Below are 23,908 nucleotides of genomic sequence, written 5' to 3' on the forward strand. Positions count from 1 at the left end.
GCGCAACCGCAGATCACCGCGTGGGGCGGCGCGGGCGGGACCCTCCGACGGGGGCCGGAAGCCTCCACGCCGTGCCGGCGGCTCGGGCCGCCGCGCCGACCGCCCGGTCGCGCCCGGCGCCCATCCCGGCGACGCCCGCCGCCGCGATGATCGTCGCGAACAGGGCGGCCGGGAGGACCCAGCCGTCGGTGGCGTCGTGGGCGAGGCCGAAGCCGAGGGGGCCGAGCGAGGCGAAGACGTAGCCGATCCCCTGCGCCATCGCCGAGAGAGCGCCGGCCGAGGCGGCGTCGCGGGTGCGCAGGACGAGGAGGCTCAAGCCCAGCCCGAAGCAGCCGCCGATGCCGAGGCCGAGGAGCCCGGAGGCGGGGAACCGCAGGCTCTCCGGTCCGAAGGCGAGGACGAGGAAGCCGGTCAGCGTCGCGGCCAGCACCGCGACGATCCAGCCGCGCTGGTCGCGCACGCGCGCGGCCAGCATCGCCACGACGAGGGCGCCCGGCGCCTGATGCAGCGTCACCACCGAGGCGACGAGGCCGGCATCCAGCGCCGGGAGCCCGCGCCCCTGCAGGATCGCCGGCAGCCAGCCGAACAGCACGTAGGCGAGCGAGGATTGCAGGCCCATGAAGGCGGTGACCTGCCAGGCCAGCGGATCGCGCAGGAGCCGGCCCGGCGCGGCCGCCGACGACCGCTCCGGCACGGCCCGGCTTAACGGTGCCCAGGCGAGGGCGGCGACGACCGCCGGCAGCGCCCAGACCGCGAGCGCCAGCGGCCAGCCCCGGCCGATCGCCTGCTCCAGCGGCACCGCGAGGCCGGCGCCGGCGGCGGCCCCGAGGCAGAGCGTCATGGTGTAGAGCCCGGTCATCGCCCCGGCGCGGCCGGGGAAGTCGCGCTTGACCACGGCCGGCAGCAGCACGTTGGCGAGCCCGATGCCGAAGGCGGCGACCGCGGTGCCGGCGAACAGCGCCGCGACACCGCCGAGGCCGCGCAGGGCCAGGCCGGCCGCGACCACGACGATGCCGAGGAGCACGCCGCGGTCGGCGCCGAGCCGTCGCAGGATCAGCGGCGTCAGCGCGCAGGCGAGGCCGAGGCAGAGGACGGGGAGGGTGGTCAGCACCGCGGCCCCCGCCGCGGAGAGACCCGTCGCCGCGCGGATGGACGAGAGCAGCGGCCCGACGGTGCTCAGCGCCGGGCGCAGGTTGAACGCCACCGCCATCAGGCCGCAGGTCAGCAGGAGGGGCGGGATGCGCCGCGCCGCCCTCACGCGAGCCGCCGGGCCCGGAGGGCGCCCGCGAGGCAGGCGGCGAGCATCGCCGCGAAGGGCCAGTCGCCGGCCCGGCCGTAGAGGGTGCCGCCGAGGATGCGGACGGGCAGGTCGGCATCGAGCACCGCCTCCTGCTCGATCGGCAGCTGCGCGACGACGCGCCCGTGCGCGTCGATCACCGCCGAGATCCCGGTGTTGGCGTCGCGCACCAGCGGCAGGCCCTCCTCGACGGCGCGCAGGCGGGCCTGCGCCAGGTGCTGGCGCGGGCCAGGCGTGTCGCCGAACCAGGCGTCGTTGGTCACGTTCAGGATCAGGCCGGGGGGCCGATCGGCGGCGGTGGCGCCGGCCGGCAGGATCGCGCCGGGGAAGATCGCCTCGTAGCAGATCGTCGCCGCCACCGGCGGCAGGCCCGGCACGTTGAGGATGCGCTGGCCGGCGAGCGTCCCGGCCGAGAAGCCGCCCGGCACGGCCACGAACTGGCGCAGGCCCACCGCCCGCAGGGCCGCGTCGAGGGGCGCGGGCAGGTACTCGCCGAACGGCACGAGGTGGACCTTGTCGTAGCTGTCGACGATGCGGCCGCCGGGCTCGATCGCCATGATCGCGTTGAAGTAGCGCAGGCGCTCGCCGGGCAGCGGCTCCTCGGCGCGGGCCGCGCCGGTGATCAGGTGCTGGCCGGGCTCCAGCCCGGCGCCGACCTGCGCCATCGCCGCGGGATCGCGCTGGATCAGGAACGGGAAGGCCGATTCCGGCCAGAGGATGTGCGTCGGCGCCGCCTCGCCGGCCTCCGGCGGGCGCCGGCTCAGCTCGACGTAGCGGTCGACGATGTCCTGCCGGTTCTCGGGGCGGAACTTCGCGTCCTGAGGCAAGTTCGGCTGCACCAGCCGCAGGCGCACCCCGGCGACGGTGGGGTCGGGATCGGGCCCGACCCGCTCCGCGCCGTGGAGCGCCATGGCGGCCAGCACGATCGCGGCGGCGGCCGTCGGGCCGAGGCGGCTGCGCGGATGCGAGCCGGTGGCGAGCGTCGCCGGCGCGGCGCAGACGAGGACGGCGAGCAGCGTCAGGCCGTAGAGCCCGACGAGGGAGGCCGACTGCATCAGCCAGAGGTTCTGGCCGAGCGCCATGCCGAGGGTGTTCCAGGGGAAGCCGGTGAAGACGTGCCCGCGCACCCACTCGGCGCCCGCCAGCCCGAAGGCGAGGCCGGCGATGCGCGCCGGGCCGCGGACCCAGAGCAGGCCGGCGACGGCGAAGCCCGCGGCGTAGAACAGCCCGAGCGCCAGCGGCAGGCCGACGACGCCGAGCGGCAGCGCCCACAGGAACTCGTCGGCCTCCACGAGGAAGGCCGAGCCGAGCCACCACAGCCCGGCGAACAGGTAGCCGAAGCCCCAGGCCCAGCCGACCAGCGCGCAGGGGCGGAGCCGGGCGGCGACCGTGCTGCGCGAGCCCGCCGCCCCGTCCACCAGCCAGACCGCGACGACGAGGGACACGGCCAGCGCGGGCAGGAGGCCGAAGGGCGGCATCGCCAGCGCGCCGACGCTGCCGGCGAGGAAGCTCAGGGCGAGCCGGCGCCAGCCGCGCAGCAGCATGACGCCGTTGGCCAGGCGCGCGGCCGCGCCGCCCGGCAGCGTGGCTGCTGGGGGCGCTTCGGGAGCCGGCGTCACGGTGCGGGCGTCTCGATCGCGTTGACGGCAGGGGGCGCGGCGGGCGGGGGCAGGGCGAGCGGCACGGCGGAGGCCGCGATGCGTGCGGGCCCGCGCTGGAAGCGCAGGCGCTTGAGGCGGCGCGGGTCGGCGTCGAGCACCTCGAACTCGAGGTCGCCGGGGCCGGCGATGAGCTCGCCGCGCGAGGGCACGCGGCCGGCCAGCGTCACGATCATGCCGCCGATCGTGTCGATCTCCTCGGCCATCTCGCCCACCGCCGCGACGAGGTCGACGCCGGTGGCCTCGGAGACCTCCGCCAGCGGCGCACGGGCATCGGCCACGAACACCTCGGCCTCGCCCTCGAGGCGCTGGACGAGGCGGCCCTCGACCACGTCGTGCTCGTCCTCGATGTCGCCGACCACCATCTCGATCAGGTCCTCGATCGAGATCAGCCCGTCGGTGCCGCCGTACTCGTCGATGACGAGCGCCATGTGGGTGCGGGTCGCCTGCATCCGCACCAGCAGGTCGATCGCCGGCATCGAGGGCGGCACGAACAGCACCGGCCGCTGGATGCGGGTGGAGGCGAGCGTCGCGGTGAGGTCGACGTTGCCGAGGTTGAGCGTGCGCAGGGCGCGGGCGGGCGCCCGGCGCACCCGCGGGGCGGGCTTCTGCGCGTCCTTCAGCGCATCCTTGGCCGCCTCGGCCTCGGCGGGGGCGGGCGTCGCGCCGTTGGCGGCGGCCGCGGCGCTGCGGCGCGGGGCGGCCTCGGCCCGCGCGGCGATGTGGTCCACGAAGTCGCGGATGTGGACCATGCCGCGCGGGTCGTCGAGCGTCTCGCCGTAGACCGGCAGGCGGGAATGGCCGGCGGTGCGGAACAGCTTCAGCAGGTCGCCGAGGCTGGTCTCGACCGAGACCGCGACGATGTCGGCCCGCGGGATCATCACGTCGTCGACGCGCACCTTGTGCAGCCCGAGGACGTTCTTGAGCATGGCGCGCTCGAGCGGCGAGAACGCGTTCTCACCCGAATCGGGCTCGGCCAGGGCCTCTTCGATGTCGCCGCGCAGCGAATCGCGCGGTTTCAGGTGCAGCACCTGGAGGAGGCGGTCGTACCAGGGCTCGCGCGCACCCGATTCCGCCTCGTTGGAACTGAGCGCGGCCTGGGCCGCGCCGCGACTTCGATCGTGGGTCATGTCTCTCGTGTCTGGGATCGGTTGGGACGTCGTCGCTCAGCCGGCCGCGGAGTCCGCGTAAGGGTCGGGCACGCCGAGGGTCGCGAGCGCCGCGACCTCCAGGGCCTCCATGGCCTCCGCGTCCGCGTCGCCGGTCTCGTGGTCCTGACCGAGCAGGTGGAGGGTGCCATGAACCAGGAGATGCGCGAGGTGGTGGACGAGCGGCTTCGACTGCTCGGCACTTTCGCGCACCAACGTGTCGTACGCAAGAACGACGTCGCCGAGCGGCACCGCGACGCCGGCATGGGCGGGCTGCGGCGAGGACGGAAACGACAGCACGTTGGTGGGCCGGTCCTTGCCCCGCCAGGTCCGGTTGAGCGCCTGCACGGTGGCGTCGTCGGCGAGCAGGACGCTGACCTCGACCGGGCCGGCGGGCGGCTCGGGGGCCGCGGCGAGACCGGCCTCGACGGCGCGAATCACGAAGGCTTCGAGGTCGGGGACCGCGCCGCTCCAGCGTTCGTCCTCGATCGCCACCTCGACCACCATGTCGATCGCGTGCCCCATCACGCGAGCGGCCGCCGCCGCGGGTTCGGGTTGCGGTCGGCATCCGCCTCGCCGTGGGCCGCGCCCTCGTAGGCGGTGACGATGCGGCGCACGAGGTCGTGGCGGACCACGTCCTTGTCCCGGAAGTTGATGCGGCCGATGCCCTCGACGCCGTCGAGCACCCGCACCGCCTCGACCAGCCCCGACTTCTGCCCCGGCGGCAGGTCGACCTGGGAGGGATCGCCGGTGACGATCATCCGCGAGTTCTCGCCGAGCCGGGTCAGGAACATCTTCATCTGCATCGAGGTGGTGTTCTGCGCCTCGTCCAGCAGCACGATCGCGTTGGTGAGCGTGCGCCCGCGCATGAAGGCCAGCGGCGCGATCTCGATCACCCCGGTCTGCAGGCCGCGGTCGACGTGGCGCGCCTCCATGAAGTCGTAGAGCGCGTCGTAGATCGGGCGCAGGTACGGGTCGACCTTGTCGCGCATGTCGCCGGGGAGGAAGCCGAGGCGCTCGCCGGCCTCGACCGCCGGGCGCGAGAGGATCAGCCGCTCGGCGTGGCCCTGCTCCAGCAGCGAGACCGCGTGGCCGACGGCGAGCCAGGTCTTGCCGGTGCCGGCCGGACCCTCGGCGAAGACGAGCTCGTTGGCGCGCAGGGCCTTGATGTAGGCGTCCTGTGCCGCGTTCCGGGCGCGGACCGCGCCGCGCTTGCGCGTGGCGATCTGCTCGAAATGCGGCCGGTCCGGCTCGGCGGCGATGGCGGCCGCCGGGAACAGCTGGCCCTGGACGGTGGCCTCCTGGATCGCGCCGTCGACGTCGCCCAGCGTCAGGGCGCTGCCGCCGGTCCGCACGCGGGCGTAGAGCTTCTCGAACACCCGGCGGGCACGCTCGGTCGCGTCCGGCGAGCCCTTGAGCACGACGTGGTTGCCCAGCGCGGTGGCCGTCACCTCCAGCCGGCGCTCGATATGCGCGACGTTCTGATCGTACTGGCCGAAGACGAGGCTCGCGAGGCGGTTGTCGTCGAAGGTCAGCGAGACCTCGACCGGCTCGTCGTGGCCGAAGCCCGGGCCGAGCGGCCGCGCGGCGGGCCCGCGCCCGCGCAAGGGGCCGCTGCGCCCGGCCGTTCCGTCGAATGACGCCACGAACACTCCCTTCATCGCCCGGCCCGCCGCCCTACGCGGCCGCCGCGGCCTCGATCGCCGCGCCGAACAGGCTGTTGGTCCCCGCCTCGACGATGCGCACGGGCACGACCTGCCCGATACGGGAGGTGGGGGCGTCGAACTGAACGGCGAGCAGGTGCGGCGTCTTGCCCGCGACCTGGCCGGGCCTGCGGCCGGCCTTCTCGACCAGGACCTCGACCACCTGCCCCACCGCCGCGCGCTGGAACGCGTGGCGCTGCGCGTCGAGCAGCGCCTGCAGCGCGTGCAGGCGGCCGGTCATCACGTCCTCCGGGACCGCGTCGCTGCGCTCGGCGGCCGGCGTGCCGGGGCGCGGGCTGTACTTGAAGGAATAGGCGCTCTCGAACCCGATGTCGGAGACGAGCCGCATCGTGTCGGCGAACTCGGCGTCGGTCTCGCCGGGAAAGCCGACGATGAAGTCCGAGGACAGGGCGATGTCGGGGCGGGCCCTGCGGACGCGGTCGATGATCCGCCGGTAGGCGTCCCCGGTGTGGCGCCGGTTCATCGCGGACAGGATCCGGTCGGAGCCCGACTGCACCGGAAGGTGCAGGTAGGGCATCAGCGCCGGGATCTCGGCATGGGCCGCGATCAGGTCGTCGCCCATGTCGTTGGGGTGGCTCGTGGTGTAGCGGATCCGCGCGATGCCCGGCACGCGCGCCACCGCGCGGATCAGATCGGCCAGCGTCGCCGCGCCGCCGTCGGCCCCGAGCCCGTGATAGGCGTTCACGTTCTGGCCGACGAGGCCGATCTCGCGGACCCCACCGGCGGCGAGCTTCTCCGCCTCCGCGACGACGGCGGCGACGGAACGCGAGACCTCGGCGCCGCGGGTGTAGGGCACCACGCAGAACGCGCAGAACTTGTCGCAGCCCTCCTGCACCGTGAGGAAGGCGGAGACGCCCGCGGTGCGGCGCGCCGGCAGGTGGTCGAACTTGTCCTCGACGGGGAATTCGGTGTCGACCACGCGCCTGGCATGCGAGCGGGCGAGCAGGTCCGGCAGCCGATGGTAGCTCTGCGGCCCGACGACCACGTCCACCACGGGCGCGCGGTGCAGGATCTCGGAGCCTTCCGCCTGCGCGACGCAGCCGGCGACGACGATGCGGGTGTCGCGGCCTTCGAGCTTCCGCGCGTCCTTGAGCACGCGCAGCCGGCCGAGCTCGGAATAGACCTTCTCGGCCGCCTTCTCGCGGATGTGGCAGGTGTTGAGCACCACCACGTCCGCCTCCTCGACGGCGTCGGTGGCGGAGAACCCCTGCTCGGCCAGGACGTCCGCCATGCGGGCGGCGTCGTAGGCGTTCATCTGGCAGCCGTAGGATTTGACGAAGGCTTTTTTCGACACCGCGTCGGGTCCCGGGTTCCTTGGGATACGGCGCGCGAACATCTCTGCGGCCGAGGCGGCACGCCTCTATCATAGATCCGGCCCGCCGTCGCGACCCGGTCCGAGCGCTTGCCAGTCCGTATCCTATAGAATACGAACATTTAGGATTCCGGTCCGACGCACGGCTGATTTCGATGCTTGGCTCGGCGCCTTGCGGGATCCGCGTGCCAAGGCGCGGATCGCGATCCGGATCGACCGTCTCGCTCTGGGCAATGCCGGCGACGCGAAGCCGGTCGGCTCCGGGGTGAGCGAGATGCGCATCGATTACGGACCTGGCTACCGACTGTACTTCATCCGTCGCGGCGAAGCCCTGATCGTTCTGCTCTGCGGCGGAGACAAGGGCAGCCAGCAACGGGATATCGTGCGGGCCAGGGCGCTGGCCGCAGATCTGAAGGATGGAGACGGCGGATGACCGAGACGCAGCCCTACGATTCGGCAGACTATCTCGAGACCGACGAGGCGCTGGCGGAATACCTCACCGCGGCCTTCGAGGAAGGAGACACGGCGCTCTTCCGCCACGCGCTCGGCGTCGCCGCCCGCGCCCGCGGCATGACGCGGATCGCCCGCACCTCCGGCCTGTCGCGCGAGAGCCTGTACAAGGCCCTCTCCGAGGAGGGCAATCCGAGCCTCGATACGACGGTGCGCGTCCTGAGGGCGATGAACCTGCGGCTGACGGCGACCGTGCCGCACGCGACCGAACCGGCCTGACGGGATTCAGGCGGCCGCCGTGCCGTCCGTGAGGCCCGGCAGCGGCCGGGCGGGCGCGTGGCCCGGCACCCCCGCGTGGCCCTGCATCGCCCCCGGGCCCTTCATCGCGGCGCGGACGGCGGCCTCGGCCTGGACCGTGACGGCCTTGCGGTCGGTGCCGGCCTCGAAGGCGATCGGCTGGCCCCAGACCACGTGGACGTCGATCGGCCCGCGCTCGAAGAACAGGGCGAGATGGGGGGCGAGGTCCATGTCGCCGTACCACGCGATCTCGGGGCGCTCGGCCCGGCCCACGGGCAGGCCGTTGCGGCGCGGATAGGTGATCGCCAGGGGCTGCAGGCGGATGCGGTCGAGGCCGCCGTCGGCCCCTCGCGCCTGGATCGCGGCCCGCGCCGCGCCGACGAGCGAGGAGCGGAACGGCAGCAGGCGGGTGCCGTCGCCGGTGGTGCCCTCGGCGAACAGCACCACGAGCTCGCCCCGCGCCAGCCGGTCGCCGATCGCGGCGTTGACGGTCGCGGTCGCGCCGCGCCGCGCCCGGTCGATGAACACCGTGCGCTGGAGGGCGGCGAGCGTGCCGATCACCGGCCAGCCGGCGATCTCGGACTTCGCCACGAAGGAGAGCGGCCGCAGCGAGCCGACGGCGATGATGTCGAGCCAGGAGACGTGGTTGGCGAGCACCAGCGCGGCCTCGCCGGGGCGGGGCGGGGTGCCGCTCTGCGTCACGCGCACCGAGAACAGGGCCAGGAACACCCGGTGGAACAGCGCCGGCGCGAGGCCCCATCCGCGGCGCTCGCCGAAGCGCAGGGCCAGCCAGTGCGGACCGGCGAGCAGCGCGAAGGCCAGCGCGCAGACGACCAGGCGCAGGGCCACCCCGACGCGCGTCACCGGGCGCTCACGTCAGGTCGGCGCGCATGGTGAGCGCGGTCGCGCGGCTGCCGTCGGCCTGCGCGTAGTAGCCGGTCCGCGTGCCCACCCGGGTGAACCCGTGCCGGGCGTAGAGCTTGAGCGCGGGCGCATTGCCCTCGTCGACCTCCAGGTGGACCTGCGCGACGCCGATCAGCGCCAGGTGCCCGAGATGCTCGCGCAGCAGCCGATGGCTCAGGCCGCCGCCGCGGGCGGAGGGCGCCAGCACGACGGTGAGGATCTCGGCCTCGTCGGCGACCTTGCGGGACAGGATGAAGCCCTGCATCGCGCCGGCCCGCCACAGGGCGTGCCCCTGCGTCGCGCGCTCGCACAGCATCCGCTCGAACTCGTGCGCGTCCCAGGGCCGCGCGAAGGCGGTGGCGTGGAGCCGGGCGAGCGTGCGCGCCTGGTCGGCCTCGCGCAAGGGCGCGACGTAGGGCTCGGGGCCCCAGGCCTCCCACCAGGCGAGCCACCATTCCAGCGGCCAGAAGGGCGAGACCGGGCGGCTCATGCCTGTGGCCCTCGATGCCGCCGCATCGCGGGCGATCCGCCGCATCGGCGGCGCGCCTTCGCGCTTGCCGGCGGCCGAAGTCCGCTGGAACGGTCCGAGCGATGAGGCTTGCGTGTCATCGGCGGGCGATCCGCGCGTGGTCCTGCGGCTGGGCGTCGGCCCCGCGCAGGTACATCGGCCGGGGCAGGGCCTGGGCCGGGTCGGCGACCAGGCCGAGCGAGGCGACCCAGGCGATGTCGGGCCCGCCGGCGCCCGCGACGTCGACCGCGATCCCGCGGGCCCGGAGCACGGCCGCCAGGAGGGCGGCACCGGAGCCGACGAGGGTGACGGGGCCGGCCCCGAGCCGGTCGGCGGCCTCCTCGAGGCGCAGGTGCGTCGGCGGCACGACGATGCCGTCGCCCGCGCTCATCGCCTGGAGGTAGACCGCACCGTGGCGGGCATCGATCGCGGCGGCGATCAGGCCGTCGCCGTTCAGCGCCAGCTGCGGCGCCAGCAGCGCCGAGAGGGTGGTGACCCCGACCACGGGAATGCCGGCGGCGAGGCCGACGGCGCGGGCCGCCGACAGGCCGACGCGCAGGCCGGTGTAGCTGCCGGGGCCGACGGTGACGGCGACGCGGGACAGGCCCTCGAACCCGGCCTCGAACCGGGCCATCACCCGCTCGACCAGCGGCAGCAGCGCCTCGGCGTGGCCGCGGGCGAGCGTCATGGATTCCTGCGCGAGCAGATCGACGGACCCGTCGGCCGCCTCGGTCGCGACGCAGGCCGAGCAGAGCTCGAGTGCCGTGTCGATGGCCAGGATATGCACGCCCACTCCCGTTCGCCGGGGCTTCGCTCCCGTCCGCCCTCTGAAGGAAGCCGCGAGCCTAAGCCAAAACGGCCGCGCCCGTCAGTGCGGGGCGGCCGTCGGCGCGCGGTTCGGGAGAAGGTGTTGCAAAGGCGCTTCGGGTGCCGGCTGGGCGCGCACCCGAAGCGCCGCGATTTCGAAGCGCCGGTCTCAGACCGCCTGGACTTCCCGGATCTCGGGCAGGAAGTGCTTGAACAGGTTCTGCACGCCGTGCCGGAGCGTCGCGGTCGAGGACGGGCAGCCGGAGCAGGCGCCCTTCATCTCCAGGTAGACGACGCCTTCCTTGTAGCCGCGGAAGGTGATGTCGCCGCCGTCGCCCGCCACCGCCGGGCGCACGCGGGTCTCGAGCAGGTCCTTGATCGTCACCACGGTGTCGTGGTCGGCGGCGTCGTAGAATTCCTCGGCGTCGTCGTCGGCCTGCGCGGAGCCTTCCGCCATCACCGGCGCGCCGGACTGGAAGTGCTCCATGATCGCGCCCAGAAGGGCCGGCTTGACCTGCGGCCACTCGTCGACGCCGTCGGCCTTGGTCACCGAGATGAAGTCGTGGCCGAAATACACGCCGGCGACGCCGGGCACGTCGAACAGGCGCTGCGCCAGGGGCGAGCGGGCGGCGCCGTCCGCGTCCTTGGCCTCGAAGGTGCCCTCCTGCAGCACCACCCGGCCGGGCAGGAACTTCAGGGTGGCGGGGTTCGGGGTCGCTTCGGTCTGGATGAACATGTCTGACAGGATCCTCGTCCGCTGCGCCGGTTCAAGGCCGGCCGGGAACGGCGCGTCTCGCGCCATCCTCCATGTGGACCGCGGACCGGATTTTCTCAACCGGGGCGGGCAATCGACGGGCCCCGCCGGCAATGGGCAATCGCCGCCGGCAATCGACGGGCGCGGCCGGCAATCGACAAGCGCGTGGGCTTGGTGTATCGCGGCGCCAACTCAAAACAGGATGCCGAAATCCTGACGCCCGCAAGCCCATCCGGGGCAGCGCGGCGCGACGGCCGGAGCTATTCATGAACATCATCCAGCAGCTCGAGCAGGAAGAAGTCGCTCGACTGAACAAGACCATCCCCGACTTCCAGCCCGGCGACACGGTGATCGTGAACGTCAAGGTCAAGGAAGGCGAGCGCACCCGCGTCCAGGCCTACGAGGGCGTGGTGATCGCGCGCTCCGGCGGCGGCCTCAACGAGAGCTTCACCGTCCGCAAGATCTCCTACGGCGAGGGCGTCGAGCGCCTGTTCCCGGTCCACGGCCCGCTGATCGATTCGATCAAGGTGGTGCGCCGCGGCAAGGTACGCCGGGCCAAGCTGTACTACCTGCGCGATCGCCGCGGTAAGTCCGCCCGCATCGCCGAGCGCACCGACAAGAACAAGGGCAAGGCGAAGGCCGCGCCGGCCGCCGCCGAGTAGTCCGCGCCTCCCCGTACGGGGAGCGGACGCGACGAGAAAAGCCCGCCGCGATCCGATCGCGGCGGGCTTTTCGTTGCCGCGGTTGCGTGCCGGCCGAGGCGCTCAGGCGGTGCGCAGGGCCCGGCGCTTGCTCGAGGCGGTCACCTGCATCAGCCCGACCATCACCAGGATCGTGCCGACGTAGACGATGCCCTGGAGCGCGGTCGGGCGGTCGGTGTAGCCGACGAGCGCGTGCAGCACGCGGCCCGGCCAGCCGTTCTCCGGGATCAGGCCGGACGAGTTCCACAGGATCTGGTCGAGCCCGGTGACGATGCCGGCGTTCGACAGGAACTGCGCCGCCTGCGCCGCGAGGCCGGCGGCGAGGAAGATGATCAGCGCGCTCGTCACCGAGAACACGTAGCGGCTCGGGATCGCGGCGAGGCCGAAATAGCTGATGCCCGAGAGCAGGGCGCCTGCGCCGACGCCGGCGAGCGCCCCGGCCTGCAGGTCGGCCCCCGACGCCCCCGAGGCGACGAGGCCGTAGAGGAACAGCACCAGCTCCGCGCCCTCGCGCAGGATCGCCGCGCCGACGACCAGCGCCAGCGCCGCCGCGGTGCGCTGCCCGGAGCGGACGGCCTCGCCCGCCGCCCGCAGCTCGCCCGCGAGCTCGCGCCCGTGGGCCGCCATCCAGGTGTTGTGCCAGACCAGCATCAGCACGGCGACGATGAGCACGGCGGCGTTGAGCAGGTCCTGCCCCGCGCCCTCGAACGCGTCCGAGATCTTCTCGGCGAACAGCGCGACGAGGGCGGCGCCGGCCAGGCCCCCGACGATGCCGAGCGCGACCCAGCGGCCGCGCCCGGGAATGCCGCGGGTGGCCGCCAGCACGATCGAGATGATGAGGCCCGCCTCGATGACCTCGCGGAAGGCGATGACGAAGGCTCCGATCATGCGGATATCCCGGCTTTCGCGTTGATGGGGCGCTCGCGCGCTACCAGATCCAGAACAGAAGCGCCCAGTTCGCCACCGCGAGGCCCGCGGCGGCACCGATGCACAGGGTTGTGGCGACCCGGCGCGGGCCGCCGGCCGACAGGCCGGCGATCCGCCAGGCCAGCCAGAGGCTCCACAGGCTGGCCCCGCCGAGGAGGCCGGCGCGGACCTCGTCGACGAAGGGCAGGACGAAGCCCTCGCCGCGCAGGAAGGTGACCGTGAGCGCCGAGAGGCCGAGGAAGACGCCGCAGCCGGCGATCGGGATCAGCGCCTGCGTCAGGTGGTGGAAGCGGGCGGTGGACCACGGCCCGCCCGCGCGGGTCGCGAGCGCGACCAGGCCGGTCAGCGCGAGCCCGATGCCGAGGCAGGCGGCGACGATGTAGGCGAGCAGCATCGCGCCGTCGAGGAGGGTGAGCACGTCGTTGTGCTCGGGGTAGTTCGTCAGCACGAACCACGGCGCCGAGGTCTCCAGCGGCCAGGTGACGCCGCGCTCGATCAGCCAGGTGGCGAGCCACTGCTTGCCGTCGATGTACCAGGGGCTCGACGACCACTGGAACGCGCCAACGGCGAGGCCCATCATGCCGAACAGGATCAGCACGGTCTGGTCGAGGGAGGGCTCGTCGCCGGCCACGTGGACGATCTCGTGGTTGGGCGAACGGCGGGCCAGCCGCACGGCGCCGCGATAGCCGCTGCAGCGCCCGCACATGTGGCAGGCGCCCGAGCCGCGCATGGTCTTCACCGCCACGAGGGGCGCGCAGTTGAAGCCTTGCCCCGGCTTCGGCTTCGGCGAGGCGCTCCAGGCGGCGCCGTCGACCTGGAAGCTCACCGGCGCGAGCTTGGAGAGCACCGCGAACACGCCGTTGACCGGGCAGAGGTAGCGGCACCACACCCGCTTGTTGCGCCCGTACACGGCGCCGACGAGGATCGCCGCCACGGTCGAGCCGCCGAGCACGGCGAGCACCGGCTTCGGGTAGCCGTAGACGCTGACCATCTGGCCGTAGACCGTGGTGCCGGCGAACGCCAGGAACGGCCACCCGCCCCAGGTGATCCAGCGCGGCACGGCGCGGCCGAGGCTCCACCGGCTGGCGAACTCGGTGAGCGTGCCTTCGGGGCACAGCACCCCGCACCAGGCGCGCCCGGCGATGACCATGCTGAGCAGCACGAACGGCCACCAGATGCCCCAGAACGCGAATTGCGCCGCCAGCGTCAGGTTCGACCAGAGATGGGCGCCGCGGTCGGGCAGCGGCAGGAAGGCAGGCACGGCCACGAGCACGACGTAGATGCCGACCACCGCCCACTGGATGGTGCGCAGCACGCCGCCGTGCCGGCGGAGCCAGTCGCCGAAGTCGGCGAGGCGTCCGTCGATCCAGGCCTCCCGGCCGGGGCTGAGGGTCGCGCCGGCCACCGGCTACTTCGCCAACGAGTCCTTGGCCACCAGCGTCGCCTTCGCCTCCGGATGGAAGTCGTCGAAGACGTCGTAGCTGCCAGGATCGAGGGTGCGGAAGATGATCGACGAGGTCGAGCCGGCGGCGAGCGCCTTCTCGCGCTTCAGCTCGAGGCTCTCGAACTCCACCGGCGAGGTTCCGGTGTTCGAGATCTCCAGCTTGAAGCGGGTCTTGGCCGGAACCTCGATGATCGCGGGCAGGATCACGCCGTCCTTCATCTCGACCTTGATCACGGGCATGTCGTCGGCGCGCGCGGCCCGAGGCGCCAGGAGAAGCGGCGCCAGGAGAAGCGGTGCGAGGGCGAGCAGCGCCCAGCGGGCGGGAAGACCGGTCGCGGCCCGCATCCTCAGTACGCGCCCTTCTTGCCGATGCCGGCGAAGGTGAAGTCCTGGGTGATGTCGAACGGCTTGAACCACTCGGCCACCCCGGTCTCCTTGTCGACGTGGCGGCCGAAATGGGCGTGCGGGCCGGGGGGCGCCACGGTGAGCTTGAGGCGGTAGCGGCCCGGCCCGAACAGCTTGACGTTGTCGCCGTAATGCGGGCCGTCGTTGGCGACCATGCCCATCAGCGGCCCCGAGACCTTCTGGTCGGTGGGCTTGTCGCCGTCGAGCTTCACCACCTCGAAGGTCACGGTCAGCGACGGCACGAAGTCGCCCTCGGCGAAGCCGTTGCGGTTGTCCTTGGCGGCGCGGATGTCGGCCTCGAGGTGCAGGTCGGACTGCGCCGCCGCGCGCATCATGTCGGGCGGGTCCATCTCGATCGGCTGCAGGTACACCGCCGCGACCTCGAGACCGTTCTGGGTCACGTGGGGCCCGACGGGGATCTCCTTGGCGACCGCGGAGGCGGTGAGGCCGGCCAGGCCGGCGAGCAGGGGGAGGGTGAGACGGAGCGCGCGCATGGGATGCATCGCATACCCGGCCGCGCCGAAATTGGAAGAGGCTTGTTCGTCACATGCTCAAATCATAATCGTTCCAAACTGGGAACTATAAAGTCCAGGTTGGTGAAAATCAGCCGGCTTGAAAGATGAATCATAGATCTCGGAAGCTCGAACTCCGGCGGGTGCCTGCCCCGCCGGAGGTCTCGACTTAGAAATGCCCTGCGAGCAGCACGACGCCGGAGGCGACCACCGCGCCGCCGAGCATGGGAGCCATGACCGTACGGCGGGTGCCGGCCGCGATCGCCAGGCCAAGGCCGAGGCCGGCGGCGTGGAGCAGGGCGGTGCCGGCGAGGAACCCGAGGCCGTAGACGAGGCCGGAGGCGGTCTCGGGCATCTCCGCGCCGTGGGCATAGCCGTGGAACGCGGCAAAGCCGCCGACGAGGGCGCCGAGCGCGGCGACCGGAAGCCGGAGGCCGAACGCGGCCGCGAGGCCGAAGGCGACCACCGACAGGGCGATCCCGGTCTCGGCCACCGGCAGGCCGAGGCCGGAGACCTCGACGCCCGCCATGCCGAGCCCGGCGCCCGCCGCCATCAGCGCCAGGAAGGCCGCGGGCAGCGCCCACAGGGCCCGGCCGCCGCGCAGGGCCGCCAGCAGCCCGACCGCGACCATGGCGAGGACGTGGTCGGCTCCGCTCACCGGGTGCAGGAAGCCGTGCACGAGGCCCGCGGCCTCGCCGTGGCCGGGATGGGCGAGCGCGGCCTGCGGCAGCAGGACGAGGGCGGGAAGAGCGAGGGCGGCGAGACGCTTCATGGGGTGTCCTGACGGTCTGGTCGGGTCGATCATCGGATGGATAGGCGGCGGGCGCCAGGGGTCACCGACACCCTGGCAAAAATCACTCCATCGTCGGGGCGAGGGTCTTCACCCCCGGGACGTCCTCCCCGAGCCACGCCGCGTTCTTGGCGGTACCGTCGAAGGTCGCGCTGGTCTTGAACAGCTCGTACTTGCCTTCGAGCGCGTAGGGGCGGCTGCGCCCGAGCAGCTCGGCGACCGCCGCCTTGTCCATCGGCCGGAAGGTCTTCACCGCCTCGAACGCCTGGTCGAGGTCGCGCTGGCTCTGGATGCCGGTGATCAGCACCGAGACCGGCAGGTTGAGGCCGAAATGCAGGTACTCGATCGGCTTGATCGGCGCGTCGCTCTTCAGGATGACGCCGTCGCCGAAGGTCTTCATGCCGAGCGCGGCGATGCCGTTCTGCACGAGGTAGGGCAGGACGAGGTGGCCGAACGAGCGGAAATGCGCGTCCATGACGTTGAGCGGCATCTGCACCGAATCGAACTGGAACCCGCGCTCGTGGGCGACCTCCAGCATCTGCAGATGGATGCGCGGGTCCTTGTGCCCGGTGAAGCCGATGTAGCGCAGCTTGCCCGCCTTCTTCGCCTCGACGAAGGCCTCCATCGCGCCGCCCTCGGCGAAGACCCGGTCCGGGTCGTCGTAACGCAGGATCTCGTGGTGCTGGACGAGGTCGATTCGGTCGGTGCGCAGGCGGTGCAGCGAGGCGTCGATCTGCTTCGTCGCCTCCTCCTTGGTGCGCCCGTCCATCTTGGACATTAGGAACACCTTGTCGCGCCGGCTGCCTTCCTGCAGCGCCGCGCCCATGCGCAGCTCGGAGCGGCCCTCGTTGTAGTCCCAGCAATTGTCCATGAAGGTGATGCCGCGCTCGATCCCCTGGTGGATCAGCCGCGTCGCCTCGTCGTCCGTTACCGCGCTCTTGCCGAGGTGGAACCCGCCCATGCCGATGGCCGAGATCTTGTCGGAATGGCGCCCGAAGGCGCGATAGAGCATCTCCCCGCGGCGCTCGCCCGGATCGGTGACGAGGGGGAGGCTCGCGAGATCGGACGGCCGATTGCCGGGCAGGGCCGTCGGGTCGACGGCCGCGGTGGCGGTGCTGCCGCCGGCTGCGGCGAGGCCCGCGCCGACGACGGCGCTCTGAAGGAAGCTGCGGCGTTCCATGGGATTCTCCTGAGTTCGGGCGACGGATCGGTTCAGCCGGCCGCCCGGAGGCGTTCGGCGGTGTGGAGCAGGCGCAGGGCGGCGCAGGCCGCGCCGTAGCCGTTGTCGATGTTGACGACCGCGAGACCGGGGGCGCAGCTCGCGAGCATCGCGTCGAGCGCCGTGCGGCCGCCCTCGGCGACGCCGTAGCCGACCGAGGTCGGCACGCCGATCACCGCGCCGGCGACGAGGCCGCCGAGCACGCTGGGCAGCGCCGCGTCCATGCCGGCGACGCAGATCACCACCGGGTGCGCGCGGATCTCGTCGAGGCGGCGCGTCAGCCGCCACAGGCCGGCGACGCCGACATCGGCGACGAGGGTCGCCGCGCAACCCTGGTAGGCCAGCGTCCGCAGCGCCTCGCGGGCGACCGGCACGTCGGAGGTGCCGGCCGCGACCACGGCGATGCGGGCCGGCCCCTCGACCGGACGGGCAGCACCGAAGACGGCGGTGCGCGAGACCGGGCAGTAATCCAGCGCCACGCGGTGGGCCGCCTGCAGGGCGGCGTGCTTGTCCGCGTCGAGGCGGGTCAGGAGGAAGCGCGCCTCCCGCTCGGCCGCGGCAGCGAGGATCGCGTCGATCTGCGCGGCGGACTTGCCGGCGCAGAACACCGCCTCCTCGAGGCCGATCCGGTCGGCGCGGGCGAAATCCAGGGTGAACTCGTCGGAAACGCTCATGCCCGGGCCCCGCCGCCGACGAGAAAGGCGCTGCCGGTGCGGTAGGGCTCGAAGCGGATCGCGTTCGCGGCGAGGCGTCCCGGTGCCTGCGCGGCGATCCAGCCTTCGAGCGCGTCCCGGCCGCCGGCATCGAGCGCCGCGAGGCTCGCCGGATCGAGCTCGACGACGATCCCCGCGGCGCGCACGCGGCAACGCACGGCGCGGCCCGGCTCCGCCCGGGTCGCCAGCGCGGCCCCGACGCGGCGCTCGACCGCGTGGATGAAGGCCAGCACCTCCGGCTCGATGCGGATGCCGGTCTCGACCCGGCTCGACAGGCAGGGGGCGGAGGGCAGCTCGGCCACCGCGCCGAGGCCGAGATCGCGGCTCAGCCGCCGCACCGCCGCCTTGTCGAGGCCGGCCTCGACGTAGGGGTGGCGGACGCCGTAGCCGGCCGCGGCGTCGAGGCCGGGCCGGTACTCGCCGAGGTCGTCGAGGTTGGCGCCCGAGGCCATCGGCCGGTCGGTGACGCCGCGGATCGCGCCGTAGAGATTGGTCTTGCAGAAGAAGCAGCGGTTCACCGGGTTGGCGCGATAGGCCGGATCGGAGAACTCGCCGGCCTCGATCACCCGCAGGCTCCAGCCGGCGCGCGCCGCCTCGGCGCGGACGCGGGCGGTGGCTTCCGCCGGCACGGCGGGGGAGGCGGCATGCACCATCAGCGCGGCGTCGGCGCCGAGCACGCGATGGGCGAGCGCCGCCAGCGTCAGGCTGTCGACGCCGCCGCTCACCGCCACGGCGACGGACCCGATCTCGCGCAGGACGGCCTCGAGCCGGGTGGAAAGGGCGCTCACGACGTCAGCTCCGGGCTCTCGAGGGCGATCCGCTCGGCCTCGCGGCGCAGGGCGGCCCGGGCGGCGTGGCCGCCAAGCGACCGGGCGTCGTCGGCCTCGGCCTTGGCGGTGGGCCCGCCCGGCCGCTCCGCGAGCTTGACCCGCACGTCCCGGCCTTCGACCGCGACGGTCGTGGCCCGGCGGGGCAGGGCGCGGCCGGCGACGAGCGCGTGGCGCAGGCCGATCGTCGCGGTCTCGGAGAAGCACGCGGCGACCACGGCATCGAGGGCGTCGGCGCGGGCGAGCAGGCGGACATGCACCATCATCCGGCCCTTCTTGCCGAAGACCGGCATCTGCACGACGTCGAGCACGTCGTCCCGCATCCGCAGGCGGTCGAGCCCCATGGCCAAGTCCTCGCCGGACTGGTCGTCGACCTCGAACTCGATCACCGCAATCGTGCGATGGTCCGGATGCGTCTCCGGCGCCGCTTCATCGAAGGCAAGCACCCGCACGCAGTTGCTCAGGCCGGGCAGGCGCCTGGTGCCGAAGCCGACGCCGGAGCGCCCGAGACGGCGCGGGCCGCTCGGCGCCGATCCGGCCCCGCCGCAGAGATGGCGCAGGATCGCGGCGCCGGTGGGCGTCACCCGCTCGCCCGGCACGCCGTCGTCGCGGGTCGGGAAGCCGTCGAGCAGCAGCGCGGTCGCCGGGGCCGGTACCGGCAGCAGGCCGTGCTGCGTGCGCACCATCCCGGAGCCGAGGGGGAGGGCGCCGACGCTCCATCGCGTGGCGCCGAGCGCGGCGACGAGGTGGGCGGCGGCGACGATGTCGGCGATCGAATCCCAGGCGCCGACCTCGTGGAACGCCACCTGCTCGACCGCGATGCCGTGCACGCGCGCCTCCGCCTCGGCGAGGTGGCCGAAGATCGCGAGCGCGTGCCCGCGCACCGCCGCTTCGAGATCGGCGCGTTCGAGCGCGACGCGGATCTCGGACCACGGGCGGTGATCGTGACCGTGGTCGCCCGCGTGGGCGTGGGCGTGGGCGTGCGACGAGCCGTGCGCAGGATCGTGATGGTGGGGGCCGTGCGCGTGATGGCCGTGCGCGTGCCGGTCCGCGCCCTGCGGCGCGGGACCGGGCTCGCCGGGCCCGGAGACCAGGAAGCGGCTGCCCTGGAGCACGCCGTCGTTGTGCGGCAGCACGCGGCAGGCGACGCCCGCCCGGCTCGCCGCGCGGACGCTCGCCGACACGCCCTCGGCGTGCTCGGGAAAGGCGTCGAGGAGGGCGGCGACGAACATGTCGCCGGCCATGCCGCCGACCGCGTCGAGGTGGATCTGCATGCCTGTCCGATGGTGGAGCGGGCGAAAGGCCCGTCGGTTCGAACACCAGATCGGCCGGAAAGGTTTCGCGGCAAGGCCCCGCGGCCGAGCCCCGGCGAGGCGGATGGCCGCGCCGGCCAGCGGGTGCCGGGCCCGGCGCCGGCATGATAGCGGTCGGGCCGCAGCCGCAGGCTTTCGGACGATCGTGCCGGATGGTCGGGCCTTCCCAACGACAGGACCCTCATGACACGCCTCCCGCTTCTCGCCCTCGCCGGCCTCCTGTCGATCGGCGGCGCCCAGGCCGCCCCGGTCGTCGAGCGCCTGCGCGGCACGATCGAGGCGGTCGCGCCCGGCGCGATCACCCTGAAGACCATCGACGGCGTGTCGGAGACGATCGCGCTCGGCGACGACACCAAGTTCGTCTCGGTGGTCAAGGCCAGCCTCGACGACGTGAAGGAGGGCACCTTCATCGGCGCCGCCACCAAGGGCGAGAGCCCGCGCACCGCGATCGAGGTCGTGCTGTTCCCCGAAGCCATGCGCGGCACCGGCGAGGGCCATTACGGCTGGGACGCGATCCCCGACACCACCGCCGGCGGCGCCCGGGTGAAGAGCGCCATGACCAACGGCACGGTCAAGGCCGACGCCCCGGCCCCCCGGGTGAAGAGCGCGATGACCAACGGCACCGTGTCGGCCAGCGCCGCCGGCGGCGGGGAGCGCACGCTGACCGTGACCTACAAGGACGGCGCGCAGACGGTGGTCGTGCCGCTCCAGGTGCCGGTGGTGACCTTCGAGCCGGCCGACCGGGCGGTCCTGAAGCCCGGCGCCAAGGCCTTCGTCACCGCGGCCCGCGACGGCAGCGCGTTGAGCGCCCGCCGGGTCGCCGTCGGCAAGGACGGGCTGACACCGCCGATGTAGGCGTCGCGCCCCGATCGCGCGGGCGGGCCGGGGATTCCGACCCGCCCGCCGCCCCGCCCGCGTTCGTCGTCACACGGACGTCATGGGGACGTGGGGAGAAGCGGCCCCGAGCCGCGTTCCAGCCGGCGCTTCAGGAGACGACGGCGATGCGTGCGATCCTCAACGGCGTCATCGTCGCCGGCCTGCTCGGCACCGCCGCCGCGGCGGCCGAGCGCCCCCGCAACGTGATCCTGTTCGTCCCCGACGGGATGCGCGCCGGGATGGTCACCCCGGAGACCGCGCCCGCCATGGCGGCGCTGCGCGACCAGGGCGTGAACCTCGCCAACAGCCATTCGCTGTTCCCGACCTTCACCACCGCCAACGGCTCGGCGATGGCGACCGGCCACCACCTCGGCGACACCGGCGACTTCTCGAACACGATCTACGTCGGCAAGCCGGTCGCGGCGCAGAACGGGACGGTGACGCCCTTCGTCGAGAACGATGCGGTGCTCGGCGAGATGAACGGCTTCTTCAACGGCGACTGGCTCAACGAGGAGACGGTGCTGCGGGCCGCCGCCAAGGCCGGGATCAGCACCGCGGCGATCGGCAAGCTCGGGCCGACCCTCAATTTCGACAACACCAGCCGCGACGGCGCCCCGACGATCATCGTCGACGACGACACCGGCTCGGCGCGCGGCATCCACTTCAGCGCCGAGATGCGGGGCCTGCTGGCGGCCGGCGGCCTGCCGCTGGCCGCCCCCTCGCGCGGGGAGAACGGCAAGGCCGGCGACGCGACGACGCCGGGCACGCTGGTCGCCAACGTCGCGCAGCAGGCCTACTTCGTCGACGTCGCCACGAAGGTCGTGCTGCCGCTGTTCAAGGCCCGCGGAAAACCGTTCGTGCTGGTCTACTGGTCGCGCGATCCGGACGCCGTGCAGCACAACCACGGCGACAGCCTGGGCAAGCTCGTGCCCGGCATCAACGGGCCGACCTCGCTCGCCGGCATCCGCAACGCCGACGACAACCTCGCGGCGCTGCGCCGGGCGCTGGACGCGCTCGGGCTGGCCGACACCACCGACATCGTCGTCGCCGCCGACCACGGCTTCTCGACCATCTCGAAGGAGAGCGCGACGAGCCCGTCGGCGAAGACCGCGCTTCCCGGCGTGCCCGCGGGGCAGCTGCCGCCGGGCTTCCTCGCGCTCGACCTCGCGGCCGCCCTCGGCTTGCCGCTGCACGAGCCCGATGCGAGCGCCGCCCCCGTCCTCGCCGGCCAGCGGCCGAAGCTCGGCAACGCCCTGCTCGGCCCCGACCCGAAGGCGCCGGACCTCGTCGTCGCGGTCAACGGCGGCTCGGACCTCGTCTACCTGCCGAAGGGCGACACGGCGCTCGCCGCGCGCACGATCGCGGCGCTCCTGGCGCAGGACTACGTCAGCGGCCTCTTCGTCGACGACGCGCTCGGGCGCTTCCCCGGCACGCTGCCGCTTTCGGCGGTGAACCTGAAGGGCGAGGCCGCGACGCCGACGCCGGCGATCGTCGTCAACTTCCGCTCGTACAGCACCGGCTGCGCCAACCCGGAGACCTGCGTCGTCGAGGTCGCCGACACGGCGCTGCAGCAGGGCCAGGGCATGCACGGCAGCTTCAGCCGGGCCGACACCCACAACTTCATGGCCGCGATCGGCCCGAGCTTCAAGGCCGGCTTCGTCGACCCGCTGCCGGTGAGCAACGCCGATGTCGGGCAGACGCTCGCCGCCCTGCTCAAGCTCGAGATCCCCGCCAAGGGCCGCCTGATCGGCCGCCCGATGCGGGAGGCGATGCGGGAGGCGCCGGTGCCGCAGGCGCAGGCCGGCACGCTCCGCTCGGAACCGTCGCCGGCGGGCCTGACCACGGTGCTGCGCTTCCAGCAGGTCGGGGACCAGCGCTACTTCGATGCGGCCGGGTTCCCGGGGCGGACGTTCGGGCTGGAGTGAGGCCGCCGGCCGAGGCGCCCGACGCCGGGCGTTTGCCATCACGACGGATTCGCGGCCGGCCGGACCGGCATCGAGTCGCCTCGCGGCGGCGCGGGCGCTACCGTGGGTTCGCCGAGACCGGGCCGTGCGGCCCGGTCCCAGGAACAGGAGTCGTCCGATGAGCACCGTCCGCATCCTGCCCGTGATCCTGTGCGGCGGCTCGGGCACGCGGCTGTGGCCGGTATCGCGCGAGAGCATGCCCAAGCAGTTCGCGCGGCTGGTGGACGCGTCGGAATCGACGTTCCAGGCCACCGCGCGGCGGGTGGGCGACGCGGCGGTCTTCGCCCGGCCGGCGGTGATCGCGGCGGCCGAGTCGCGCTTCATCGTCGCCGAGCAGCTGGCCCAGGCCGGGATGTCCGCCGACATCATCCTGGAGCCGGAGGGGCGCGACTCGGCCGCCGCCGTGGCGGTGGCGGCCTTGCACGCGGCCAAGGCAGACCCGGAGGCGGTGGTGCTGATCATGGCCGCCGACCACGTGATCGGCGACGTGCCGGCCTTCGCCGCCGCCGTGCGCACGGCGGCGGTCGGCGCGCGGGCCGGCTACACCATGACGCTCGGCATCGAGCCGACGCGCCCGGCGACCGATTACGGCTACATCCGCCGCGGGGGGGCGCTGCCGGAGGCCGAGGGCGCCTTCGCGGTGGCGCGCTTCGTCGAGAAGCCGGATGCGGAGGGCGCCGCCGCGCTGATCGCGGAGGGCGCCCTGTGGAACTCGGGCTACTTCCTGTTCCGGGCCGACCTGATGCTGGCCGAGCTCGAGGCGCACGCGCCCGCGGTGCTCTCCGCCGCCCGCGCGGCGCTGGAGCGGGCCGGCGTCGACCTCGACTTCGTCCGCCTGGACGCGGCGGCGTTCGGGCAGGCGCCCAAGATCTCGATCGACTACGCGGTGATGGAGCGCACGACGCGCGCCGGCGTGCTGCCGGTATCGTTCCCGTGGTCGGACGTCGGCACCTGGGACGCGGTCTGGCAGGTGCTGCCGCAGGACGCCGCCGGCAACGCGGTGCGCGGCCGGGTCGAGGTGCTGGGCACCACCAACAGTCTGGTGCACAGCGAGGGCGAGGGGCTGACCACGGTGGTCGGCCTCGACGACGTGGTGGTGGTGGCGACCCCCGACGCGGTGCTGGTCGCCGCGAAGGCGCAGTCGGGACGGTTCAAGGAGCTGGTCGGGGTGCTGCGGGCCCGGTCCCATCCGGAGGCCGACGCGCACCGGCGGATGTACCGGCCCTGGGGCTGGTACCAGAGGGTCGACATCGGCGAGCTCTTCCAGGTCAAGCGCATCATGGTGACGCCGGGCGGGCGCCCGTCGCTGCAGAAGCATCGACACCGCCCCATGTACTGGGTGGTGCTGAAGGCCGCGGC

At 73.5% G+C, this 23,908-nt stretch carries 25 protein-coding genes; 6 read left to right on the forward strand and 19 right to left on the reverse strand.

The window, feature by feature from the left end:
- Positions 1-13: 13 nt before the first annotated feature.
- The 6 genes from MKK68_RS06170 to miaB all read right to left on the reverse strand — a co-directional run bounded on the left by MKK68_RS06170 (position 14) and on the right by miaB (position 7,163).
- The gene (locus tag MKK68_RS06170) at positions 14-1,258 is read right to left on the reverse strand and encodes an MFS transporter (protein WP_409567176.1); all 1,245 of its coding nucleotides are present in this window, start codon (positions 1,256-1,258) and stop codon (positions 14-16) included.
- Positions 1,255-2,916 carry an apolipoprotein N-acyltransferase gene (lnt, locus tag MKK68_RS06175; RefSeq protein ID WP_409567177.1) on the reverse strand — a complete coding sequence of 554 codons (1,662 nt, stop codon included), beginning with the start codon at positions 2,914-2,916 and terminating at the stop codon, positions 1,255-1,257. The genes MKK68_RS06170 and lnt overlap by 4 nt, the downstream gene beginning before the upstream one ends.
- On the reverse strand, positions 2,913-4,085 hold the full coding sequence (locus MKK68_RS06180; RefSeq protein ID WP_147859051.1) for a CBS domain-containing protein: 1,173 nt from the start codon (positions 4,083-4,085) through the stop codon (positions 2,913-2,915). Before MKK68_RS06180 ends, lnt begins: the two co-directional genes overlap by 4 nt.
- 36 nt (positions 4,086-4,121) lie before the next feature.
- Positions 4,122-4,628: an rRNA maturation RNase YbeY gene (gene ybeY, locus MKK68_RS06185; protein WP_147729656.1), complete on the reverse strand. Its 507-nt coding sequence runs from the start codon at positions 4,626-4,628 to the stop codon at positions 4,122-4,124.
- Positions 4,628-5,710, reverse strand: a complete 1,083-nt coding sequence (locus tag MKK68_RS06190) for a PhoH family protein (protein WP_244029322.1) — start codon at positions 5,708-5,710, stop codon at positions 4,628-4,630. The genes ybeY and MKK68_RS06190 overlap by 1 nt, the downstream gene beginning before the upstream one ends.
- Positions 5,711-5,780: 70 nt before the next feature.
- On the reverse strand, positions 5,781-7,163 hold the full coding sequence (gene miaB, locus MKK68_RS06195; RefSeq protein ID WP_147729193.1) for a tRNA (N6-isopentenyl adenosine(37)-C2)-methylthiotransferase MiaB: 1,383 nt from the start codon (positions 7,161-7,163) through the stop codon (positions 5,781-5,783).
- A 148-nt stretch (positions 7,164-7,311) separates the two neighbouring features.
- On the opposite strand from miaB, the gene MKK68_RS06200 reads away from it, so the two are divergent.
- Positions 7,312-7,572, forward strand: coding sequence for a type II toxin-antitoxin system RelE/ParE family toxin (locus MKK68_RS06200; protein ID WP_409567179.1), 261 nt, complete (start codon positions 7,312-7,314; stop codon positions 7,570-7,572).
- Positions 7,569-7,868: an addiction module antidote protein gene (locus MKK68_RS06205; protein ID WP_147729194.1), complete on the forward strand. Its 300-nt coding sequence runs from the start codon at positions 7,569-7,571 to the stop codon at positions 7,866-7,868. The genes MKK68_RS06200 and MKK68_RS06205 overlap by 4 nt, the downstream gene beginning before the upstream one ends.
- A gap of 6 nt (positions 7,869-7,874) precedes the next feature.
- Here MKK68_RS06205 and MKK68_RS06210 read toward each other — a convergent pair whose 3' ends face one another.
- The 4 genes from MKK68_RS06210 to MKK68_RS06225 form a co-directional block, all read right to left on the reverse strand.
- Positions 7,875-8,750 carry a lysophospholipid acyltransferase family protein gene (locus MKK68_RS06210; RefSeq protein WP_147729195.1) on the reverse strand — a complete coding sequence of 292 codons (876 nt, stop codon included), beginning with the start codon at positions 8,748-8,750 and terminating at the stop codon, positions 7,875-7,877.
- Between the two features lie 7 nt (positions 8,751-8,757).
- Entirely contained in the window at positions 8,758-9,279 is a 522-nt protein-coding gene (locus MKK68_RS06215; RefSeq protein WP_147844003.1) for a GNAT family N-acetyltransferase, read from the reverse strand.
- A 115-nt stretch (positions 9,280-9,394) separates the two neighbouring features.
- A complete protein-coding gene (gene tsaB, locus MKK68_RS06220) occupies positions 9,395-10,084 on the reverse strand; it encodes a tRNA (adenosine(37)-N6)-threonylcarbamoyltransferase complex dimerization subunit type 1 TsaB (RefSeq protein WP_147844002.1) in 690 nt (229 codons plus the stop codon).
- A 189-nt stretch (positions 10,085-10,273) separates the two neighbouring features.
- Entirely contained in the window at positions 10,274-10,840 is a 567-nt protein-coding gene (locus MKK68_RS06225; protein WP_147729514.1) for a NifU family protein, read from the reverse strand.
- 284 nt (positions 10,841-11,124) lie between these two features.
- Between MKK68_RS06225 and rplS the strand changes: the two genes are divergently transcribed.
- Positions 11,125-11,520, forward strand: coding sequence for a 50S ribosomal protein L19 (gene rplS / locus MKK68_RS06230; RefSeq protein ID WP_147729513.1), 396 nt, complete (start codon positions 11,125-11,127; stop codon positions 11,518-11,520).
- A 102-nt stretch (positions 11,521-11,622) separates the two neighbouring features.
- Here the strand turns inward: rplS and MKK68_RS06235 are convergent, their stop codons facing one another.
- The 9 genes from MKK68_RS06235 to MKK68_RS06275 all read right to left on the reverse strand — a co-directional run bounded on the left by MKK68_RS06235 (position 11,623) and on the right by MKK68_RS06275 (position 19,670).
- On the reverse strand, positions 11,623-12,447 hold the full coding sequence (locus tag MKK68_RS06235; protein ID WP_147859047.1) for an FTR1 family protein: 825 nt from the start codon (positions 12,445-12,447) through the stop codon (positions 11,623-11,625).
- A gap of 40 nt (positions 12,448-12,487) precedes the next feature.
- A complete protein-coding gene (locus MKK68_RS06240) occupies positions 12,488-13,891 on the reverse strand; it encodes a 4Fe-4S binding protein (RefSeq protein WP_244029293.1) in 1,404 nt (467 codons plus the stop codon).
- A 3-nt stretch (positions 13,892-13,894) separates the two neighbouring features.
- Positions 13,895-14,275 (reverse strand): cupredoxin domain-containing protein, encoded by a 381-nt coding sequence (locus MKK68_RS06245; RefSeq protein ID WP_244029295.1) that lies wholly within the window; start codon positions 14,273-14,275, stop codon positions 13,895-13,897.
- Positions 14,276-14,277: 2 nt separating this feature from the next.
- On the reverse strand, positions 14,278-14,838 hold the full coding sequence (locus MKK68_RS06250) for an iron transporter (protein WP_405042906.1): 561 nt from the start codon (positions 14,836-14,838) through the stop codon (positions 14,278-14,280).
- 178 nt (positions 14,839-15,016) lie between these two features.
- Positions 15,017-15,619 carry a HupE/UreJ family protein gene (locus MKK68_RS06255; protein ID WP_147859046.1) on the reverse strand — a complete coding sequence of 201 codons (603 nt, stop codon included), beginning with the start codon at positions 15,617-15,619 and terminating at the stop codon, positions 15,017-15,019.
- 82 nt (positions 15,620-15,701) lie between these two features.
- Positions 15,702-16,817 carry an aldo/keto reductase gene (locus tag MKK68_RS06260; RefSeq protein WP_244029297.1) on the reverse strand — a complete coding sequence of 372 codons (1,116 nt, stop codon included), beginning with the start codon at positions 16,815-16,817 and terminating at the stop codon, positions 15,702-15,704.
- Between the two features lie 32 nt (positions 16,818-16,849).
- Complete coding sequence (gene larB / locus MKK68_RS06265; RefSeq protein WP_244029299.1) at positions 16,850-17,530, reverse strand: nickel pincer cofactor biosynthesis protein LarB; 681 nt, start codon at positions 17,528-17,530, stop codon at positions 16,850-16,852.
- On the reverse strand, positions 17,527-18,357 hold the full coding sequence (locus tag MKK68_RS06270) for an adenine nucleotide alpha hydrolase (RefSeq protein ID WP_244029301.1): 831 nt from the start codon (positions 18,355-18,357) through the stop codon (positions 17,527-17,529). Before MKK68_RS06270 ends, larB begins: the two co-directional genes overlap by 4 nt.
- Positions 18,354-19,670, reverse strand: coding sequence for a LarC family nickel insertion protein (locus MKK68_RS06275; protein WP_244029303.1), 1,317 nt, complete (start codon positions 19,668-19,670; stop codon positions 18,354-18,356). The genes MKK68_RS06270 and MKK68_RS06275 overlap by 4 nt, the downstream gene beginning before the upstream one ends.
- A gap of 222 nt (positions 19,671-19,892) precedes the next feature.
- On the opposite strand from MKK68_RS06275, the gene MKK68_RS06280 reads away from it, so the two are divergent.
- The 3 genes from MKK68_RS06280 to MKK68_RS06290 form a co-directional block, all read left to right on the forward strand.
- Positions 19,893-20,564 (forward strand): metal ABC transporter permease, encoded by a 672-nt coding sequence (locus MKK68_RS06280; protein ID WP_244029305.1) that lies wholly within the window; start codon positions 19,893-19,895, stop codon positions 20,562-20,564.
- A gap of 146 nt (positions 20,565-20,710) precedes the next feature.
- Positions 20,711-22,510 (forward strand): nucleotide pyrophosphatase/phosphodiesterase family protein, encoded by a 1,800-nt coding sequence (locus MKK68_RS06285; protein WP_244029307.1) that lies wholly within the window; start codon positions 20,711-20,713, stop codon positions 22,508-22,510.
- Positions 22,511-22,667: 157 nt separating this feature from the next.
- Positions 22,668-23,908: mannose-1-phosphate guanylyltransferase/mannose-6-phosphate isomerase (locus tag MKK68_RS06290; RefSeq protein WP_244029309.1), on the forward strand; the 1,241-nt coding region annotated here is incomplete at its 3' end.

It is taken from the genome of Methylobacterium sp. E-016 (assembly GCF_022829745.1).
GTDB lineage: Bacteria > Pseudomonadota > Alphaproteobacteria > Rhizobiales > Beijerinckiaceae > Methylobacterium.

What these genes read in the sequence shown, in the direction of transcription:
- larB (WP_244029299.1), bottom strand. Translation starts at nt 17,530, where the DNA reads ATGAGCGTTTCCGACGAGTTCACCCTGGATTTCGCCCGCGCCGACCGG.
- miaB (WP_147729193.1), bottom strand. Translation starts at nt 7,163, where the DNA reads ATGTTCGCGCGCCGTATCCCAAGGAACCCGGGACCCGACGCGGTGTCG.
- MKK68_RS06215 (WP_147844003.1), bottom strand. Translation starts at nt 9,279, where the DNA reads ATGAGCCGCCCGGTCTCGCCCTTCTGGCCGCTGGAATGGTGGCTCGCC.
- ybeY (WP_147729656.1), bottom strand. Translation starts at nt 4,628, where the DNA reads ATGGGGCACGCGATCGACATGGTGGTCGAGGTGGCGATCGAGGACGAA.
- MKK68_RS06245 (WP_244029295.1), bottom strand. Translation starts at nt 14,275, where the DNA reads ATGCGGGCCGCGACCGGTCTTCCCGCCCGCTGGGCGCTGCTCGCCCTC.
- MKK68_RS06260 (WP_244029297.1), bottom strand. Translation starts at nt 16,817, where the DNA reads ATGGAACGCCGCAGCTTCCTTCAGAGCGCCGTCGTCGGCGCGGGCCTC.
- MKK68_RS06280 (WP_244029305.1), top strand. Translation starts at nt 19,893, where the DNA reads ATGACACGCCTCCCGCTTCTCGCCCTCGCCGGCCTCCTGTCGATCGGC.
- MKK68_RS06275 (WP_244029303.1), bottom strand. Translation starts at nt 19,670, where the DNA reads ATGCAGATCCACCTCGACGCGGTCGGCGGCATGGCCGGCGACATGTTC.
- rplS (WP_147729513.1), top strand. Translation starts at nt 11,125, where the DNA reads ATGAACATCATCCAGCAGCTCGAGCAGGAAGAAGTCGCTCGACTGAAC.
- MKK68_RS06205 (WP_147729194.1), top strand. Translation starts at nt 7,569, where the DNA reads ATGACCGAGACGCAGCCCTACGATTCGGCAGACTATCTCGAGACCGAC.
- MKK68_RS06235 (WP_147859047.1), bottom strand. Translation starts at nt 12,447, where the DNA reads ATGATCGGAGCCTTCGTCATCGCCTTCCGCGAGGTCATCGAGGCGGGC.
- MKK68_RS06225 (WP_147729514.1), bottom strand. Translation starts at nt 10,840, where the DNA reads ATGTTCATCCAGACCGAAGCGACCCCGAACCCCGCCACCCTGAAGTTC.
- MKK68_RS06285 (WP_244029307.1), top strand. Translation starts at nt 20,711, where the DNA reads ATGCGTGCGATCCTCAACGGCGTCATCGTCGCCGGCCTGCTCGGCACC.
- MKK68_RS06255 (WP_147859046.1), bottom strand. Translation starts at nt 15,619, where the DNA reads ATGAAGCGTCTCGCCGCCCTCGCTCTTCCCGCCCTCGTCCTGCTGCCG.
- MKK68_RS06180 (WP_147859051.1), bottom strand. Translation starts at nt 4,085, where the DNA reads ATGACCCACGATCGAAGTCGCGGCGCGGCCCAGGCCGCGCTCAGTTCC.
- MKK68_RS06250 (WP_405042906.1), bottom strand. Translation starts at nt 14,838, where the DNA reads ATGCATCCCATGCGCGCGCTCCGTCTCACCCTCCCCCTGCTCGCCGGC.